18 protein-coding genes, 2 tRNA genes and 1 pseudogene are annotated in these 17,409 nt (G+C 44.6%); 8 read left to right on the forward strand and 13 right to left on the reverse strand.

What is annotated here, in order from left to right:
• Nucleotides 1-7: 7 nt before the first annotated feature.
• Nucleotides 8-418, reverse strand: a complete 411-nt coding sequence (locus tag UNITIG_RS03065) for a hypothetical protein (RefSeq protein WP_101757039.1) — start codon at nt 416-418, stop codon at nt 8-10.
• A gap of 93 nt (nt 419-511) precedes the next feature.
• Nucleotides 512-1,489, reverse strand: a complete 978-nt coding sequence (locus UNITIG_RS03070; RefSeq protein ID WP_101757040.1) for a porin — start codon at nt 1,487-1,489, stop codon at nt 512-514.
• A 327-nt stretch (nt 1,490-1,816) separates the two neighbouring features.
• Here UNITIG_RS03070 and UNITIG_RS03075 point away from each other — a divergent pair, with 327 nt between their 5' ends.
• Together UNITIG_RS03075 and UNITIG_RS03080 are read left to right on the forward strand one after the other, a co-directional pair.
• The gene (locus tag UNITIG_RS03075) at nt 1,817-3,604 is read left to right on the forward strand and encodes a bifunctional diguanylate cyclase/phosphodiesterase (RefSeq protein WP_101757041.1); all 1,788 of its coding nucleotides are present in this window, start codon (nt 1,817-1,819) and stop codon (nt 3,602-3,604) included.
• Nucleotides 3,605-3,707: 103 nt separating this feature from the next.
• Nucleotides 3,708-4,328, forward strand: coding sequence for a hypothetical protein (locus UNITIG_RS03080; protein ID WP_145999066.1), 621 nt, complete (start codon nt 3,708-3,710; stop codon nt 4,326-4,328).
• A gap of 298 nt (nt 4,329-4,626) precedes the next feature.
• Here UNITIG_RS03080 and queD read toward each other — a convergent pair whose 3' ends face one another.
• From queD to UNITIG_RS03100, 4 genes are all read right to left on the reverse strand, one after another.
• Nucleotides 4,627-5,031, reverse strand: coding sequence for a 6-carboxytetrahydropterin synthase QueD (gene queD, locus UNITIG_RS03085; RefSeq protein ID WP_145999067.1), 405 nt, complete (start codon nt 5,029-5,031; stop codon nt 4,627-4,629).
• A gap of 83 nt (nt 5,032-5,114) precedes the next feature.
• A tRNA-Asp gene (locus UNITIG_RS03090) sits at nt 5,115-5,191 on the reverse strand.
• A gap of 89 nt (nt 5,192-5,280) precedes the next feature.
• Nucleotides 5,281-5,356: transfer RNA gene (locus UNITIG_RS03095), tRNA-Val, on the reverse strand.
• Between the two features lie 209 nt (nt 5,357-5,565).
• Complete coding sequence (locus tag UNITIG_RS03100; RefSeq protein WP_101757044.1) at nt 5,566-6,813, reverse strand: cytochrome P450; 1,248 nt, start codon at nt 6,811-6,813, stop codon at nt 5,566-5,568.
• Between the two features lie 194 nt (nt 6,814-7,007).
• Between UNITIG_RS03100 and UNITIG_RS03105 the strand changes: the two genes are divergently transcribed.
• The 3 genes from UNITIG_RS03105 (at nt 7,008) to UNITIG_RS03115 (ending at nt 9,611) form a co-directional block, all read left to right on the forward strand.
• Nucleotides 7,008-7,628 carry a TetR/AcrR family transcriptional regulator gene (locus tag UNITIG_RS03105; protein WP_235015230.1) on the forward strand — a complete coding sequence of 207 codons (621 nt, stop codon included), beginning with the start codon at nt 7,008-7,010 and terminating at the stop codon, nt 7,626-7,628.
• Between the two features lie 148 nt (nt 7,629-7,776).
• A complete protein-coding gene (locus UNITIG_RS03110) occupies nt 7,777-8,778 on the forward strand; it encodes a Rieske 2Fe-2S domain-containing protein (protein WP_101757045.1) in 1,002 nt (333 codons plus the stop codon).
• A 68-nt stretch (nt 8,779-8,846) separates the two neighbouring features.
• Nucleotides 8,847-9,611 (forward strand): acetoacetate decarboxylase family protein, encoded by a 765-nt coding sequence (locus UNITIG_RS03115; RefSeq protein WP_101757046.1) that lies wholly within the window; start codon nt 8,847-8,849, stop codon nt 9,609-9,611.
• A 57-nt stretch (nt 9,612-9,668) separates the two neighbouring features.
• Here UNITIG_RS03115 and UNITIG_RS03120 read toward each other — a convergent pair whose 3' ends face one another.
• The 3 genes from UNITIG_RS03120 to UNITIG_RS23025 form a co-directional block, all read right to left on the reverse strand.
• On the reverse strand, nt 9,669-10,070 hold the full coding sequence (locus UNITIG_RS03120; RefSeq protein ID WP_101757047.1) for a hypothetical protein: 402 nt from the start codon (nt 10,068-10,070) through the stop codon (nt 9,669-9,671).
• A 169-nt stretch (nt 10,071-10,239) separates the two neighbouring features.
• Nucleotides 10,240-11,649 carry a hypothetical protein gene (locus UNITIG_RS03125; RefSeq protein ID WP_101757048.1) on the reverse strand — a complete coding sequence of 470 codons (1,410 nt, stop codon included), beginning with the start codon at nt 11,647-11,649 and terminating at the stop codon, nt 10,240-10,242.
• A gap of 206 nt (nt 11,650-11,855) precedes the next feature.
• The gene (locus tag UNITIG_RS23025) at nt 11,856-11,996 is read right to left on the reverse strand and encodes a hypothetical protein (protein WP_159931064.1); all 141 of its coding nucleotides are present in this window, start codon (nt 11,994-11,996) and stop codon (nt 11,856-11,858) included.
• A 265-nt stretch (nt 11,997-12,261) separates the two neighbouring features.
• On the opposite strand from UNITIG_RS23025, the gene UNITIG_RS03130 reads away from it, so the two are divergent.
• The 3 genes from UNITIG_RS03130 (at nt 12,262) to UNITIG_RS03140 (ending at nt 14,106) form a co-directional block, all read left to right on the forward strand.
• The gene (locus UNITIG_RS03130; protein ID WP_101757049.1) at nt 12,262-12,498 is read left to right on the forward strand and encodes a hypothetical protein; all 237 of its coding nucleotides are present in this window, start codon (nt 12,262-12,264) and stop codon (nt 12,496-12,498) included.
• Nucleotides 12,499-12,691: 193 nt separating this feature from the next.
• Nucleotides 12,692-13,432, forward strand: coding sequence for an SURF1 family protein (locus UNITIG_RS03135; protein ID WP_159931065.1), 741 nt, complete (start codon nt 12,692-12,694; stop codon nt 13,430-13,432).
• Nucleotides 13,433-13,452: 20 nt separating this feature from the next.
• Entirely contained in the window at nt 13,453-14,106 is a 654-nt protein-coding gene (locus UNITIG_RS03140; RefSeq protein ID WP_101757051.1) for a hypothetical protein, read from the forward strand.
• Here UNITIG_RS03140 and UNITIG_RS03145 read toward each other — a convergent pair.
• From UNITIG_RS03145 to UNITIG_RS23980, 4 genes and pseudogenes are all read right to left on the reverse strand, one after another.
• On the reverse strand, nt 14,103-14,711 hold the full coding sequence (locus UNITIG_RS03145; RefSeq protein ID WP_101757052.1) for a nucleotidyltransferase family protein: 609 nt from the start codon (nt 14,709-14,711) through the stop codon (nt 14,103-14,105). The genes UNITIG_RS03140 and UNITIG_RS03145 overlap by 4 nt on opposite strands.
• Before the next feature lie 8 nt (nt 14,712-14,719).
• Complete coding sequence (locus UNITIG_RS03150; RefSeq protein WP_101757053.1) at nt 14,720-15,709, reverse strand: XdhC family protein; 990 nt, start codon at nt 15,707-15,709, stop codon at nt 14,720-14,722.
• 3 nt (nt 15,710-15,712) lie between these two features.
• Nucleotides 15,713-16,489, reverse strand: a complete 777-nt coding sequence (locus UNITIG_RS25410) for a molybdopterin cofactor-binding domain-containing protein (protein ID WP_369809139.1) — start codon at nt 16,487-16,489, stop codon at nt 15,713-15,715.
• 96 nt (nt 16,490-16,585) lie between these two features.
• Nucleotides 16,586-17,397: pseudogene (locus UNITIG_RS23980) on the reverse strand (xanthine dehydrogenase family protein molybdopterin-binding subunit); the annotation flags it as partial.
• Nucleotides 17,398-17,409: the final 12 nt, after the last annotated feature.

Below are 17,409 nucleotides of genomic sequence, written 5' to 3' on the forward strand. Positions count from 1 at the left end.
ATAGTTTTTATAGGCATTTTAGTTCGTAGTATAGATAAAAGTCCTGTTCAATGGGCTCGCTACGCTCCGCAAGTTTTTTCCAGCCTTGCGGGCAGAGTTGGGCCATCTGCTTATGTAGTGCTTCAATGACAAAAAATGCCGAGTAAGGCGTTTGGGTGCTGCGGCTGAGGCTGTAACGTTCCCTGATTTCAAATTCTTTGTCTGAGTTAAGGCTAGTCTCTGTGCTGGCGATCCCGGTCTTCTGTACTTCCTTTTTCGATTCTTGTTGTTTCCAGACTTCTTTATCCGGGTTTTTGTCACGATGAAACGCTTCAAAGTTTAGTGTGTCGGCATCATCGACATCAAAGTCGGCAATGGTGCTACTGGAAACTCCCAGTAATGACAGCATAATAAAGACGGATAGCAGTTGTTTGCTCATAGTATTTCCAGTGTTCTTATTTTATTTACATTGTAAAAAGAAAAGGGACCATACTTGTTAGTATAGTCCCTTGAGTAAAGCTTTAATAAAATTTTAGAATTTCAGCTCATAGCCTACAGCGAAAGTGGTGTCATCGGTATCGTCGCTACCATCTTCGTCGGCTTCAATGGTTGAGTAGTATGCAAAAACTTTGGTTGCTTTACTTAGCTTGTAGTCGGCGCCAAAGGTTAATTGCGTGTACTCGCCTTCGTCGCCGTCTTCATCTTCAGTTTCGTTGTAACCGTACTGCGCTTTTAGTACCCAGCTAGGCGCTACTTTATATTCGCCGCTGACCAGAAAGCCATCCTCATCATCTTCAAAAACGCTGGAATCAGAGAGTTCGACTGTCTGATACATAAAGCCCAGTTTGGCATCACCGATAGTATATTCAGCTACTGCGCGCATGGTGTCGCGAGAATCGACTTCATCATCCACTGCCAGCGCAAGATACAGGCTTTCTTTGTTGTAGCTTAGGGCAACAGAAATGCCATCGGCGATGCTGTCATCTTCATTGGTTTCGCCGGGAATGAATGCACCGGTAAAGGTGAGACCATCCATATCAGGCGTGGTATACATAACAATGTTGGATTCGCGGTTTTCACCCTCAAAGAGATTTTTAATATCGCCAAGTGGGAGGTCGTTAAATTTATCGATTTTAGACTGGGCCAATTTAGTCGGCGTATCATGCTTGCCGGCGATAACGGTACCGAATCCACCTTGTATACCTGCGTATATATTGCGCTGTTCAAACGTATCATTGTCTTTGCTAGCGCCGCTATCACCATCATCGATATATACTTCAAACTCCATTTTATAGATGGCTTTTAAGTTGTCGTTAATGGCGAGACTGCCTTTAACACCCACTCTGGAAGCATTGCTTTCGAGCTGCCAGTTTTCAACATCATCGCTTTCCAGGTCGTAGTTGTTTAAGGTGAGGTTGGCTTTACCATAGACAGTCATATCCGCAGCATAGGCGCCTGATGTAAACGTTGAAGCAGCTACAATGGCTGCGGGTAATAGTTTAAGTTTCATCCGAGTGTCTCCAAAAGTTTGTTATAGCACCTGTCGGTGTAACCCCACAAAGTGCATATTTATCAATACCGATCCCCCTGGTTATTGAATGCGACAATTGTGGGACAGAAATATTTCAGTAATATGACAGAAGTGACATATTTCTAAAATTCATTTGAGTATAGATGACTTTTAGATAAATCAAGGAAATCAGCGAGATATCGATTTTTCCTCATAATCCACTTAATCCATGGGCAGAATGTAGGTAAATCTACGTACTTACGAGAGAAAGAAAACCCGCTTTACTAAGCGAGCCGGGTATTAATACTTGCCTAAGGGAATTGGTTTATGGATAAATCTACATTGCTCATATTGTCTTTGGAGGCAAATGATCCCGAAGCCGTATGGTTGGAATCATTGCTGAAAGCGGCAGCCGTTTCGTGCCAGCTAGTTAGGGCGTATACCAAAGATGATGCCATCGGTATTGCTCGCTCGACCCGTTTTGATGTTTTTTTGTTGGGTACTTCTTTGCCGCTAGGAGAGCAGCGGGAACTTTGCCGATTTTTTTCCCGAACCTATCCGCACCTTGCCATCGTGGTATTAACCTGTAGAAATTATCCAGAGCGCGCTGTCGAGGCATTAAGGGATGGTGCCGTTGAGTGTTTGTATAAAAATGAAATGGGACAGCACTCTTTGCTAGCTGCGATTCAAAGTGGCATTGAAAGACAATTTCAATTAGAGAATAAAGAGAGTTCCTCGGAATTATCGGCTTGCTACGATTCGCTGGTAAAACTCCCCAACCGCGTTTATTTTCTTGATCTCTTGCAGCACTGTTTAAACAACACAAAAAGTTTAATGGACGGGCAGTCAACTCTCAGTATGCCACTGGTTGTGATGCGGCTTGATTTAGATAGTGCTGATTGTGTTATTGATAATCTAGGTCGGGCACGATTCGATATGTTAATTGTAGCGATGGTAGAGCGAATTAAATCTTTTCTTCTGCCTGTAGATATTGTTGGCCGCGTTGCTGATAGTAGTTTCGTTATTGCTTTGCTGCCTCGTGGCGGGCATGGCATCAGTACACATGAGCTTGAAAATGTATTAAGAAATTTAACGCACGGTATGGCAGAGCCCCATAATTTAGTTGATAGGAATTTTTTTGTAACGTGTAGTATCGGGCTTTCAGTACATGCCCGCGGTAAAGATTGTGCGTTGGAGTTGATTGATATGGCTGAAGATGCCTTACGTAATGCGCAAACTTTTGGTGGCAATTGCAGTAGTTTCTTTGAGTCGGAATTCAATCAGAAAATAGCTGGTCGCTTGCGTTTGTCCAGTGAGCTTCATCATGCGTTGGAACGCAATGAGTTTGTTGTACATTATCAACCAATCGTGGCTGCAAGTACCGGTGAAGTACAGGGCGCGGAAGCATTGCTGCGCTGGTATCGGTCTGATGGCAGTGTTGTGGATGCCGAAGATTTTGTGCCGCTCGCAAATGAAAGTGGATTGATTATACCGATAGGTCGCTGGGTGCTGGAGACTGCATGCCTATCCGCGGTTGATATGTATCATCAATTAAATCTGGATTTTACTATGGCTGTGAATGTATCCATGCAACAGCTATTGGCGCCTGAATTTATTACTGAGCTAACGGACATTATTGATAGCAGCGGTATTAATCCAAAAAATCTTGAGCTGGAAATAGCTGAAACCCTATTGGTTGAAAATAGAGATGCAGTAATCAATGTGCTAATGGAAATTAGAGGCTTGCAAGTGGGTATTAGTATTGATGACTTTGGCAGTGGTTCTGCTTCGCTATTGCATTTAAGTATGCTACCAATCACTAAGTTAAAAGTTGACCAAGCCTTTGTTGCGGGATTAATCAGTTGTCAACGTGATTCGGATATTATTGCTGCCATCATCGCGTTTGCCAGACAGCTAAACTTGACTGTTGTGGCAGAGGGCGTTGAGACCAGTGCTCAGTTGGCGGTTCTATTACAACAATTAGGTTTGCCGGAAGGGGGCAGTGTCAGGGATATTTATATAGCCGACCTTTACCCTGGGGTGATTTTAAGCACTATTTGTCCACACCGGCATTCTCGATGGGAATGTATTAGTGGTTTTCATAGACTTATGTAACAGTCATGGTGTGCTAGTCGCGCCACTAATCACTGGAAAATAACGACAATTACGTCTATTTTGTTAGCAGATAATAATGCATAGATGTTTTGAAGGTTGTCGAGTGAAATCATTTTCTAGTGTGATATTGGAAAAAGCGGATCAGCTTTTAGCTGCTTCCAAAAGTCTGGATTACGACCGGATTGCATTGCATGAGCCCGAAGAGGTTGAAAAACTCCAGACGGTTTTAGCCAGCTTGCAAATTACCAAAAAAAGAATTTCTGAATCTCTGGATCAATACGCCAATAAACAACAATCCCCAGTAAGAGAGCTTGATGATCTTGATGGTTTAATGCTCGAGGACTCGGGTGGTAGTGATGACAAGGCTGCGGAGGCCTCGTCTGGCGTTGATAAAGAAGCGATGTTATCGCAGTTAGCTGATGAAGGTTTTGGCGATCGTGTAGGGCGGGTTTATAACAGCTTTGCCGGCAATCGTTCACTGCCTTTCGCCCAGGTTCCTCATGAGCGTGGGCTTCCTGAGTTTCTGGTGGTGTTGGCGCCTGACTTTACACCAGTGGCTGGTTTACATGGGATTTTTATTACCGATAAAGAAATAATCTCGATGATCCTGCCTTCCGATAAGGCCAATATTGACTGGACTGTGATCAAATCCAAAGGCTATTCAAACGAAGAGGAGATGATTGAGTTTCTTACTTTGATTGCTGCTGGCTTTGATGTGCCCTAAATTGTTGTCCACAAAATCTGTGGATAACTTCGTGGGTAAGTTGTTTAGTTTGCTCCCTTCTTCACGTATATCAACCCCCTTCTTAGATTGATCAAAAATCAATCTCTATCATTAAATATTAATAAAATCAGTCGTTTAGGAGGCTAACTTAAAGTTTTTTATGTCTATTCGCCCTGTGGGTAAGCCGATCTGGTCAAAAAAAGCTCCGTGTGAATAAGTTTTTTGCCTGGTTCAATTTGTCAATCAATTTTCGAGGCTAATTTCTACACGCTTTGGTGTCTATTTCGGCAAAAAGTTGCTAATCAATGCCGCGATAAATGCAGCCACTGGTGCAGGTTTCCTTGACTTCAATTTGGCTGAGTATGGGCAGTGAGGGTTTGAGTTGCTGCCAAATCCAACGACAAAGAATTTCACTGGTAGGGTTTTCCAGGCCAGGGATATCATTCAGGTAATGATGGTCCAGCTGCTCGTAGATTGGCTGAAAATGCTGCTTAAGCTCACTGAAATCCATAACCCAGCCGGTGTGTGGGTCAAGACTGTCACTGACGTAAATCCTTACATAGAAAGAATGCCCATGGAGGCGGGCGCACTTATGACCAGTGGGTACATTAGGTAAGCGGTGGGCTGCTTCAAAGGTGAACTCTTTGTAGATTTCCATAGGTATCGCGCCGAGTAGTAGAGTGGAGTTGGGGGCTTCACGCATTATAAGAAGATCATGTGCAAGCACCAAAACTTTCAGGCATAAAAAAACCACCTCATGGGTGGCTTTTGCTGTTTCCGAATAGTTGGCGGACCGGACGGGACTCGAACCCGCGACCTCCGGCGTGACAGGCCGGCATTCTAACCAACTGAACTACCGGTCCTTTAAGTCCTGTTAACTACTTCTGTAGTATTCAGGGTTCGCAGAGCGAACAAAGCCGGAAACAGTTTTACAACATTTTACTTTTGAGATTGGTGGGTGATGACGGGATCGAACCGCCGACCCTCGCCTTGTAAGGGCGATGCTCTCCCAGCTGAGCTAATCACCCCGCTCTCAAACGTGCGCGCATTCTACATTAATCGGTTTCCTTGTCAAACCCCTGATATAGAAAATCGCGGATATTTTCCCTTTACTACTAATCGTTTGTTTTATAAACAAAAAACCCGTTTGTATGGTGGCAAACGGGCGGTTTTACTTGCTTAAAAGAGGCGCTTTAGCGCATTGTCATCTGCGCTTTTTTTGATGATATTTATTCACTTAATTACAGTTGGTTTTTACCATCAAGCGTTTAAAGCTAATGCCATTGTGATCCTGATCATCACGTTCCGGTTCTCCATCCAGCTCTAGATTGGGGAAGCGCTTGAACAGTTCGGTCATGCTGAGAAAGAGCTGGTGTTTGGCCAGTGCGGCTCCAATACAAAAGCGAGGTCCGTAACCAAATAGTAGATCCGGATTGAACTCCCGTTCAACATCCAGTTTCTCAGGTTGACTGTAATAACTTGGGTCATGGTCTTTAAGGTGCGGCATCATCAGTACCATCTGTCCTTTGCGCACTTTCTGTCCAAGAACGTCCATGTCGGCAGGGGCGTATCGGGCAAAGCCCATTTTCGATTGGGTAGACCAGCGCATGATTTCACTAAAGGCATTGGAGAATGCTTCTGGTGACGCCAGCGCTTTGTCAATTTGGCTGCGGTCGTTTTTCAGAAAGCTATACACCGACCACTGCTGGGCCATTAGGGTAGTATCGGCACCAGCGCCAATCAGCGCCAGTATCAGTGTAATGATGTCCCATTCTTCAAACTGGTCACTCTCTGCTTCTACTTTTAGCAGCGAGCTTAAGAAATCATCTTGCGCCGGGGCGCTGCGTCGTTCGGCGATAACTTTTTTGATGACTTCAATCGCGCGGTTACTATCTTGCCGGGCGGCTTCGCGTTGCTCATCTGAAATAGTAGGGTTCCACGCCTGGGTGAAAGTTAAGATTGCAGGCTTGATTTCATCCCAGTATTTTTCCGGAACGCCTACCATGCGGATAATTGAAATAAATGGAATGTGTTGGGCGACTTCAGTTAAATAATCAAAGCTGTCGGGTGTACCGAGATTGTCAAAAAGTTTAATGATATCCGGCTCAATTTTGGCATTGATATTGGCTACAACATTCCGTGAAAACGCAGGCGAGGTGACCCGGCGTATTACTCGATGATGATCCGGGTCGGCCAGTAAGCTATGGCCAATCAGGGCGCGTTCAAAATTAGTCCACTGTTCTTCAGGCGGGCGCTGCGGGGCAAATTCCCAGTCGTAAAAATCTGAAGAAAGGTACTCGTTTTTCCAGCAGTCCATGATGTCTGTCATTTGCGTCATGATCCAGGCTTGCCAGGGCGCGTACCAAACCAATTTGCCGCGGCGTGCCAGCTCCAGACATTGTGGTACGGGGTCATAAAGATATTCTTGTGAATTAGGGTTATACACTTCTTCAATTGGACGTAGGGATTCTTGTGCCTGTTGCATCGCATGGTTCCTCTGCTATTGATGCTTGAAATTGAGTATCTTCTAAGAGTAGCTATTGTTGTTTCAAATCGCTGCTGCTTGAAGATTACAGATCAGACATTATCAGTGACTAAACTTGCCAAAAGGATACTGGAGTGTAAACTTATTCTCAAGTTACCTTATCATTACAGGCTTGTTAGAAAAGAGAGGTTGGCGTGGGTACATTGAGTACAGAGCTGGTTGGCAGGCGTGAGCGAAAAAAACAGTTACAGCGCGATCGTATTTGTGATGAGGCAATGCAGCTCATTGGTCTGCACGGTGTTGAAGGCACAACTATTGATGCCATTTGTGACTGCGCTGATATAGCGAAAAAAACATTCTATAACTATTACTGCTCCAAGCATGATTTGCTCAGTGATATTTGTCAGTCCAAGTTATTAAATCAAACAGCCATTTTAGTGGATGAGGCTTTGATGCAGAGTGATGATCTGGCGGTGCAGCTGGATTATGTGTTTGCGGTCATGGCTAGTCGAAATCGTCAGGCTGGCAAATTAGAGCGCGAGCTTATTGATTATATGGTTGGCAATTTATCCAGCAACCGGGCAGAGGGAGCCGGTCAGTTAAGTTTTATGAATGATTATTTTTTGCGTTTGTTTAGCGCCAGCAATGAGCATTTAAAGGAAGGGCTTACCGCCGATTTTTGCGCTGAGATGCTTGTGGGTATGGTGAACGCAGTGACGCTTAACTGGCTAAATAATGAGGATTACAATACCCAGCAAAAGTATCGGCAGTTACAGCGGTACGCGAAAGAAAGTTTTTTAAAAAATGCGGGCTAGTGATTCCCGTCAGTGTGAAAGAATGGTAATCAGAATTTATAGAAACAGGCTTGATCAAATAGGCTAAAGCCAGCTATTTTTTTAGTTGTGGTCGCGGCTTTTATTTGAGCGTTGGGCCTTACATGAGCGCAGAGCGTAAGAGGTAAACATGTTAAAACGTTATGATAAACCTATCCCTTTTGGCTGGTATGCCGTTGAGTACAGCGGTAATTTAGCAGTAGGGGAAGTTAAACCGCTGAAGTATTTTGGGCGTGAACTGGTGTTATTCCGTACCGAGTCGGGGCAGGCTTCACTGTTGGATGCTTATTGCCCGCACTTGGGGGCTCATTTGGGGCATGGTGGTATTGTTAAGGGTGAAAGTATCAGTTGTCCTTTTCATGGTTGGCAGTTTGATGGTGAAGGCATGTGTACCGATATCCCATATGCCAAGCGAATGCCGCCAAAAATTGATGGTAAGCAAGCAGTAGGCAAATACCATGTGGAAGAGACTAACCAAATGATTTGGGCTTGGTATCATCCGCAAAATGTGGCGCCTTTATTTCCGATGGAAACAATCTCTGAGCTTCACTCCGACGAGTGGTCAGCTATTGATACCTACGAGTGGACTATTAATACGATTCCACAAGAGACTGGAGAAAATGCTGCAGACATTGCGCACTTTGTCACTGTGCACAGTTCAGTTGGTATGCCTGATGCCGTTGTCACAATGGATGGGCCCAAGCGTCTAACGATGATGAATAGCGAGACCCAGGAAATTGATGCTCATGGTAATGTAGATCGAAGTGGTGAAAACACCGCTAAGGCAAAATTGGAATCCTGGAATCTTGGGCCGGGCTTTACCTATCAGAAGTTTTCCCGTTTGTTTGATATTGTAATGGTCGGCACAGTAACGCCAATAGATGACCAAAATATTCATATGCGATTTAATTTCACTTTACCTAAGGAGCAGTCCGGGGAGCATCAAATGTATGCCAATGGTTTTAGGGACGAGATTGTGTTTCAGGTAGGTCAGGATATTCCTATCTGGGAACATAAAACCTATGTTGATAATCCAGTGTTGTGTGATGGCGATGGCCCGATTGCAAAATACCGTAAATGGTTTCAGCAGTTTTACGCCAGCGATACCGAAAGCGCAAATCGAGCTGCATAAAGAGAAGATTATTTTTATCCTTTATTTTACGATTATAAATTTAACTCTAACTAAAATGAGAGCGTTCTATGTCTGAATTACCACAAGGAAATCCTGGCGATTGCTTAAATTGGCCAATGTTGAAAATAAAATACCTCACCGACCCAGAGAATATCGCAAAATTATTGCCACCTGGTATTGAGCCTGGAAGTAAGCCTGAAGTTACGCTGACCGTTTATAATTTTCCGGTGAATGGTCATCCTGAATTCGGCTTGGTTACTGCTGTTGCTGCTAAACATGATGGTAAGGAGGGGGAGTTTGCCTTAGGGTATGCGATTGATCGAGAATCAGAAATTTTTATTAGTCAGGAGAAATTTGGTCAGCCAAAATACCCTGCCAAGATAGATTATTTTCGATTGATGGACTATGTCGAAGCGAATGTGACGCATCAAAACTATACTTTTTTGGAGTTTAAAGGGCAGGTGACAGAAACCCTTGATCCTGGCCCAGAGTTTGTGGTCAATGAGTTTTGGGTCAAGTACTCGCGTAAAGCCTCATATACCGAGCCGGGTTTTGATTTTCCGCCACATGTAGTTGATGTTTATAGTAAATATGGTACTGCACTGAAACAAAAGGTGGTGGGTGAGCTGACTTTGCGTGAAAGTCCATGGGATCCGATTGCGCAGAATTTACCGGTCAAAAGTGAGCTTGATGCGTATTTATGGACACCTATATTTCTGGATAGAACAGTTAATTTGGGTAAGCCCCTGGATGCCGATGCGTTTGAACCGTTTGCCAGTACCATCGGTAACTCACGGTGGCCCGGCGAAAACGGTGGCCCTAAAAAGAGTTGATTTATAGAATGGTATATCAAGGGATGCTAAGCATCCCTTTTTTGTGGGTGGTCAATACTAGTATTCCAGAATTTGAGCCTGTTGAGTGAGGCCGTGTAAACCTTTTAATTGACACTCGCCGCTTAGCCCGTCATTAAATTGTGTGACTATGATTTGCTGGCTGTTTAGTATTTTCTTGCTATCAGCAATTAATATATGTTGCTGGTCATTCACGGCCATCAGACAATGCTGCTCTTCGTTGTTTTCATTGTAGTAATGGGCGTTAGTAACGGTCTTGCTAATAATTTTGGCAGTGATCAATAGTTTGCCCTGAGTCCCTCTCTCCATTGTCGTTATTTGAGTTAGGTATATAAATTCTTCTGCCATATCTATATCAGTGTCAGTACTTTTTTCTTTTTCATCTTGTTGTTCGGTAATGATGAGAAGGGCTAGTTGATCAATATCAATAGGTGTTTCCATTTTGTATTCGGTAGTTTGTAAAACTAATTGCTGGTCGTCCTGGTGTGCTAGCAGCCACTGGCTTTTACTGCTTATAGGTCGATCAGGGAGCTCGCTGCTGGGTTGGCCAGATTTGGCCCCCCTTTGCTTTTTACGGCATGATCGTAGTAGTAATAAGCGATACAGTTTTTCAGGCCACTAAATGCTCTAAGTTTGATTGGTTGATAAAAACTGTAAAAATTTGCTTTGGTGTTTTTTCCAGTGCGATAATGGATTGATTAAGTTTGCTCATTAGCAATAGTGCTTGCTCAGTCGATGCACCTGCTAATGACGTGATATTTTGTTGCTTGTTGTGCATCCGAAATTTTAAACAAGTGATGTAGTCTTGTTTTACTTGGTTGAAGAATGCTTGTACCTGCAGGTAAATCATACTGTTGTCGGGCGTTAATGCGTCAGTATGATTGAGTTGTGTCAGGTATTCCTGGTCGTGAGCGGCGCACCATAGCTGCTGTCCAGGCTCGCAGTGATCTAATCGTTGTGTCACTGTCAAAGGTATAGTGGATACCAGCTTTCGATGCTGGTTGAGATATTGCTTTAAATGTTTATGTAGTCCTGATGAGAGTGTGTGTCGGTCAAGCTTGTTGAGTAGGTGAAAGGCAATAAATAATTCTTCAACTGAGCTGGAGTTCTCTAACGATACGGAAGGATGTAGATGGCTGAGAGCTTCAGGTTCATAAAGCGAGAGAATATACACAATTTTGTTGACGGTTTTGATTGCGCCGGTGGGTACGGGTAAATGCAAGCTGGTGGTCAGCAGTTGTTCAAGATAGAGCAAATCCATGATCTGAAATGCAATCAGGTTAGCTGTCTTGCGCTGTGGTCCATAAATGATATTGGCTGATTCGTATACGTCTGCATAGACCTGTTTGTAACCAGTAATCAAATGTTTGAGTGCTGAGCACCCGTGATCAACCATGGTTGCGCGTTTTTTATCATCAAAATTACAGGGTTTACGTTCAAACATCGATATTAATGATTTGATTTTTTCGCTAAGTAGTGGCGTATAGGCATTCAGCAGCGCTATCCGTTTACTGTTGGAAACAGGCGCTTTGCTTAGCGTGATTAATTCCCTGTCTGCAATTTCAAGCATTGATGCAATAGCTTTGTTTTTAGCAGAAAATAATTTTTCTATTTCTTTTTCTTGAAAGTTTGTTTCGATATCTTTCTTGCTTTTAGTAATAGGTAGGATGAATTCCAGTGAAATTGTGCGTTCTGGTAAGGTGCGGCCTAGATATTCATCAAGTTCAGCTTTTGATTGCTCCATTTTCGCTTTGCCTTTTTCTGAAAGCTCACGGCTTTTGGCTTTCAGTTTTTGGCTAATAGCGGAGAGCGCGCTATTTTTTTCAGGGCTTGGGCTTTGGCTTGGTACGGCTGGTTCAGGTTTAGCGTTCGCCTGAGCCATTTCTATTTTTTCTTGTTCAATTTGAGTGGCTATCAGTTGCAGTTGGTTGTTGAAGGCGTTCGCGTTATCATCCAGCGGAATAGATTTTCTGGCGGGCGATTGGTTGATGCCATTATTTAAAATTTTAAGTTTATTCACACTCTCCGGTGGGCTTGTTTGTGCATTGCCAGAGTTAAGGAATATGGAGTAGTCGATAGCGATGCAAGAGGTTTCAGCTGTCTCCGCTTTATCGACCTTGGTGGGTTGCGGTTTAGCTTTCTCTTCAACAGCATCTGTCAGCGCTTGATCTAATTCGTCCTCATTTGTAAATAAAGCATCCTCATAGTGTTCTTTGGTTTCAATCGCTATTTCATAGTCCGAGTAATTCTTAAGGGTACAGAGGCAACCGCCTGCTCAATATCCTGTTGAGCATTCGGGTTATCCTGATAGCTTTTCTTTGATTGATTAGGGCTAGCGGGAGGCTTGGTCTTTTCGTCGTTGGTCATGATCTATGCGCTGCTGATGTTAGCTTTTGATTAACTATAGCAATGAATGACGGTTTCAGCGGGCTTGGCGGGTGCAAATAGTCACAAAAATGACTGTGGTCTCACGTTTTTTTGTGGCCCAGGCCACAGTTTTGTTCATAGTTAATTCAAATAGTTAGATTAAGCGCCTATTTTACCCAGTATCTTTGCTGTAGCCGTTGACTATATAGGGCTAACTAGAGACAAGATTTATTGCCATTTATCGAAAGGTGCATAGGAGGGTTTCGTGGCCAAAAGACGTAAAAACAAACAAGTTTCAACAGAGTCTTCTGTTGAAAACGGGAATGCCTGGGTTTTGACCACCAAGCGTGTAGGGGACCGGGTAGCGGGCTGGGTGGTTGATCAGTTATATGAACAGAGTACGCGGCAATTGGCAGGGAGTGAGCGATGCGATGTTACAACCTTTTGCTATCCCACAGGTGCTAAGGTTGTACGTGCCCGATTGCAGCCTGCCGAGCACTAATTATCAGCTAACAGTTCCATAGTTTGCGCTGTTCTCACTGAGCGTTATACTAGCCACTTTCAAGTGGTCAGATCTTTGTTTCGTGCTTGGTTCTCACTAAGCCAGATTCTCTTAGGTTCTGCCAGTTTACCCATGATGGTTTCAACTTGGCTTGCATCGTATGCCCCACCGGTTTTCATCAATCCAGGTTAAATTGTTCAGCGTTAAATGGGGGGCGTTAGAAGTACGATTTCCATTGCGTGCAACACTACTGTTATTTGCAGTCGTCAGTCTGTTGTTAGCACTGGGGGTTTGGCAGCTTGAGCGAGCAGAATACAAACACTTCTTAAATACTCAAATCACGCAACTTGCTGAGCAGGCTCCTCAAGAGCTTCGCGACTTATCACTCCTTGAAACACATCTATCACCGCAGCTAGTCTCAGTTGCAGGCTACTATTTGAATCAGTTTTCTCTACTTATTGATAATCAGCGCTATCAGGGCCGATTAGGTTTTGAGGTGATCACGCCATTCCTGATGGTTAACGAGCAGCTGTTATTGGTCAGTCGGGGATGGATGGCAAGGACAGAATCAGCAGTTTTCATTGAGCCCATTGAAGGTTTGCAACATTTGCAGGGTGTGATTCAGCCATTGCCATTGAAGACGTTTCTACTACCACCTCGTGCCGAGGAGATTCAATGGCCGTTAATATTGCATCATTTTGATTTTCAAACAGTTAAAAATATATATGACAAACAGTTAAATTCAGCAGTTTATCCTAATGTGCTAAGGTTGAGTGCTACTAGCGCAGGCGTGTTGCAGCGACATTGGCCGCAAAAACTTCATAATGCAGATGCAAGTAGTCGCTATGCCCTTCAGTGGTTTGCTATGGCATTTTTGGCTATTATTTTTTATATCCTATTTAATAGCAATCTTATTTCACTGGTTACTAAATAACTCAAAAGTAGACTTATCAAATGAACGAGAAAAATGAGAAGCTCGATTTAAATGTAGATGATAACGCCGTTTCACAAGATGCTGCCACTAGACAAAGAACTTTATGGCTACAGATGAGTTATCACAGCCTGGCCTTTATTAGTGCCTTGGCGCTGTGGGCTGCAGCGGATAGTTGGGCGCTGGTATCAAATTTATTGCTTGCCGATATATTGCTGGTGTTAGCTTCAATTGTGTTTGGCATTGTCATGGGTCAAACTTTCCATGAGTGGGGACATTTTATTGCCACCCTCAAATCCGGTGCAATTTATTCAGTAAAACCTTCCCCGAGAATTTTATTTTTCGATTTTGATTATATCAATAATACTAAAGAACAATTTCTGCAGATGAGTAAGGGCGGTTCCGCCGGCAATTATGTTTTTATTGCCTTGGTGCTGTTATTGATCCCGATGGATAGCGGCGGCCGGATTATGTTGCTTGCGACTGCTATCGCGCTGGCAGTATTTGTGGCTAAGGTGGAGTTTCCGGTCATTAAGCGTGTAAGCTCTGGAGAGGAGACGCTGGAAGTTTTGGCAGACCATTTCGCAGGTGGTTTGGAGTCAGTCTTCAGGCCTGCAATTAATACCGCTGTGATTGCTGGATTAGGTCTTTGGTTGTTTCTCTGTGTGTTTTTCTAATTTAGAAAGTCCTCGGGTTGATCGACATCCCGGATAATTCCAGGGTCGTCAATGGTAATTATCTTAAGCTGACTTCTGTAAGTGGCAAGAATCCTTTTAGCTCCTTGATCTCCTTGCAGTTGTTGTAATTCTTTGAACCATTGGCTGGGAAATAATACCGGATGGCCTTGGCGATATTTTCCGTTCGCATCGCTATAGCTAGGGGTGATTATTTTTTGGGGATCAAAGTTTGAAATTATTTTACTTAGCGTTTGTGCTTTAATCCAAGGCATATCTCCGAGCATTATTAGCACACCATCATAATCTCCATACCGGCTCAACTGTTTAATCCCATCCGTCAATGAGAAGCCCATACCTTGGGATGAATTGAGTGAATAGCAGCAAGTTAATAACAAATTATCCTGATGCTCGCCCAGCAGTAACGCCTGTTTTTTCTGATCACTTTGACGCAGTACAAGTAGCGTTTCCAGTTTAAGTTGTAACGGTATTGCTAAGCTTTGTTGTAGCAGAGTGGCTTGGTCCTGACGATGTCTTGCCAGTCGTTTGTCGCTGCCAAATCGTTGGCTGTTACCTGCGGCAAGCATGAGGGCGGCAATACGTGGCATCAGCTTACTTAACGTGGTTCATTATAACGGGCAATAATATCGGCGATGATGGCGATGGCAATTTCAGCAGGTGTTTTACTGTGAATATCTATGCCTATCGGCGCATGCAAACGATGCAACTGTTGTTCACTGATGCCCAGTTGTAATAGTCTTTGCCTGCGCTTATTTGAGCTGGCTTGGGAGCCCATTGCTCCTAGATAAAAAGCCGGTGTTGAAAATGCATCCATTAATCCCATGTCATCTAAACGCGGATCATGGCTGACGGTAACGATTGCGCAGTTGGGATCATTGGCATAATCGCGAACGACGTCATCTGGCATGCCAGTGTGGATGCTGGTGTTGTCGATCTGCCACTGCGATTTTAATTCCGGGCGAGGGTCGCAAACACTAACGCGGTAGCCTGTCGCCAGCGCAAATTGGGCAAGGTATCTACTCACTTCACAGATACCAATTATCATTAAGTGCACTTCCGGGCCGTAGGTGTGCTGAAGTTGTCGCGGTTGATGGTGCTCATTTTTATCCAAATGTAGATCAGGTCGTTGATGAGTAACGTCCACCGACTGAGTGCCATCGGTATAGTTAACTGTTCGTTGAATTGCCTTTCGTTGCAACAACGATTGCTCAATTTGTATAAATTGTTGTTTTATTGTGTCGCTGATTAGTTCAACAAAGGGTTCGATTAATATACCGAGCGTTCCGCCACAGGGAAGTTTAAAGCGCTCGATGTCAGTCTGGGTTTGACCGTAGATTTTATAACATGCTCTGTCAGCGGCGATGGTGCCAGTCTGTAATTGCGCAATGAGATCGTCTTCTACGCAGCCCCCTGATAAAGAGCCAACAATTATGCCTTCGCTATTACAGGCTAATAAGCTGCCAGTGCGTCGTGGTGAAGAGCCCCATGTCTCAACGACTGTACATAGCCAGCACGAAGTCCCCTCATGCAGCCATCGATTTAATTGGCTGATCACAGCTAAATCGAGAAAGTCATGGTTACTCATCAATTAGCTCAATAATAGCGGCATTTGTCGAAGTCGTTGGCCGGTAGCTGCAAATAGTGCATTGGCAATAGCCGGTGCGACAGCGGGTACTCCAATTTCCCCAATACCGCTGGGTCGCTCTTCGCTGGCAATTATGTGCACTTCTATCACCGGTATTTCATTCATCCGCATCACCGGTAAATCATGGAAATTACTCTCTACTACGCGGCCATCAGCTATCGTCACAGGTGGTTTGGTCGCAGCCGTTAAGGCGTAGATGATGGCGCCTTCAACCTGGGTTTTAACAATATCGGGGTTGATGACAAGCCCGCAGTCGACCGCGGCTAAGATGCGTTCAATCTTGTAACTAGCGCCGCTAACGGTTACTTCGGCAACCATCGCGCAATAAGACTCAAAAGGATCAACAACAGCCAGGCCCTGACTAACGTCTTTGTTTGGATTTCCCCAATTCGCTTTTTCGGCAGCTAATGCCAACACTGCGGCGTGTCGTGAGGCGGGGTCCAGTAATTGTTGGCGAAAAAGTAACGGGTCTTGCTGGCCTGCGTTAGCCACTTCATCAATGAAGCTTTCAACAACAAAACAGTTATGGGAATAGCCGACTGATCGCCAAAAACCGGTTTTGATGCCCGGGTCAAAATATATTTGTGCTACTGAAAGGTTGGGTATGTTGTATGGGACTTTTGCCCCTTCTGCCGTAGTTATGTCGTAGGGGCCGGCTTGCTTGCCAACAAACTTACCCAGCGAACGTGCAATCTCGGTGGGTACCCAGGCCGGCAGCATGGTGGCAGCAAGTTCGACACTTAGTCCTTCTACGATGCTGTTAGAGACAATATTATGTTGCCAACCAATTAATGAGCCTTGCTCGTCCAGCGCCGCTTTTATACCGTGGTAATTGGCACCACGATAATAGTCATGCTGCATATCATCCTCGCGCGACCAGATCAGTTTGATTGGCGTGCCCGGCAATTGTTTGGCTACGGCAACGGCTTCGCCGACAAAATCAGGGTAGCCTCGACGGCCAAATCCGCCCCTAAAAGCGTGGTATTGATAGTGATATTCGCTCGCGGTAGATCCGCATAATGAGCAGCTACTGCCTGACAAATGTCAGGAGCTTGGTTGGGCGACCATACTTCACAGTATTCCCCGGTTATTAATGCCGTAGTGTTTTGCGGCTCCATCGGGCTGTGATGCGTATAGGGCGAAGCATATTCAGCTTCAAGGAGGGTTGCCGCATTAGTCAGCACTTGTGCTAGCTCATCCCCCTGGGCTTTGACTTGGTAAGACTCGCCGTTGATAAGCGCTTGTTGTTGTCGCTGTAGAATGGTGGCGGAATCCAGTCCAGCCAAGGGGCCTTTGTCCCATTCAACGATGAGCTGCTCAGCGGCTTTTTTGGCTTGCCAATAGCTGTCAGCAACAATAGCAATACCGCTGTGAATTTCTGTAACTGCGATAACTCCAGGCATTATTTTTGCGTTGCTGTCGTCCCAGGATTTAATGCTGCCGCCAAAGTGCGGGCAGCGAATAACCATTGCGATTTTCATTTTTGGTAAATTGACATCGATACCAAAGATGGCTTTGCCGGTGCTTTTGTCGGCACTGTCGAAACGGTTGCCGGGTTTACCTATCCAGCGATACTCAGCGGCAGTTTTTAATCTGTAATCAATGGTGTTGGCGTGGCGTGCGTCCATAGCAACATCGGC

Source organism: Oceanicoccus sp. KOV_DT_Chl, assembly GCF_900120175.1.
Taxonomy (GTDB): domain Bacteria; phylum Pseudomonadota; class Gammaproteobacteria; order Pseudomonadales; family Dasaniaceae; genus Oceanicoccus.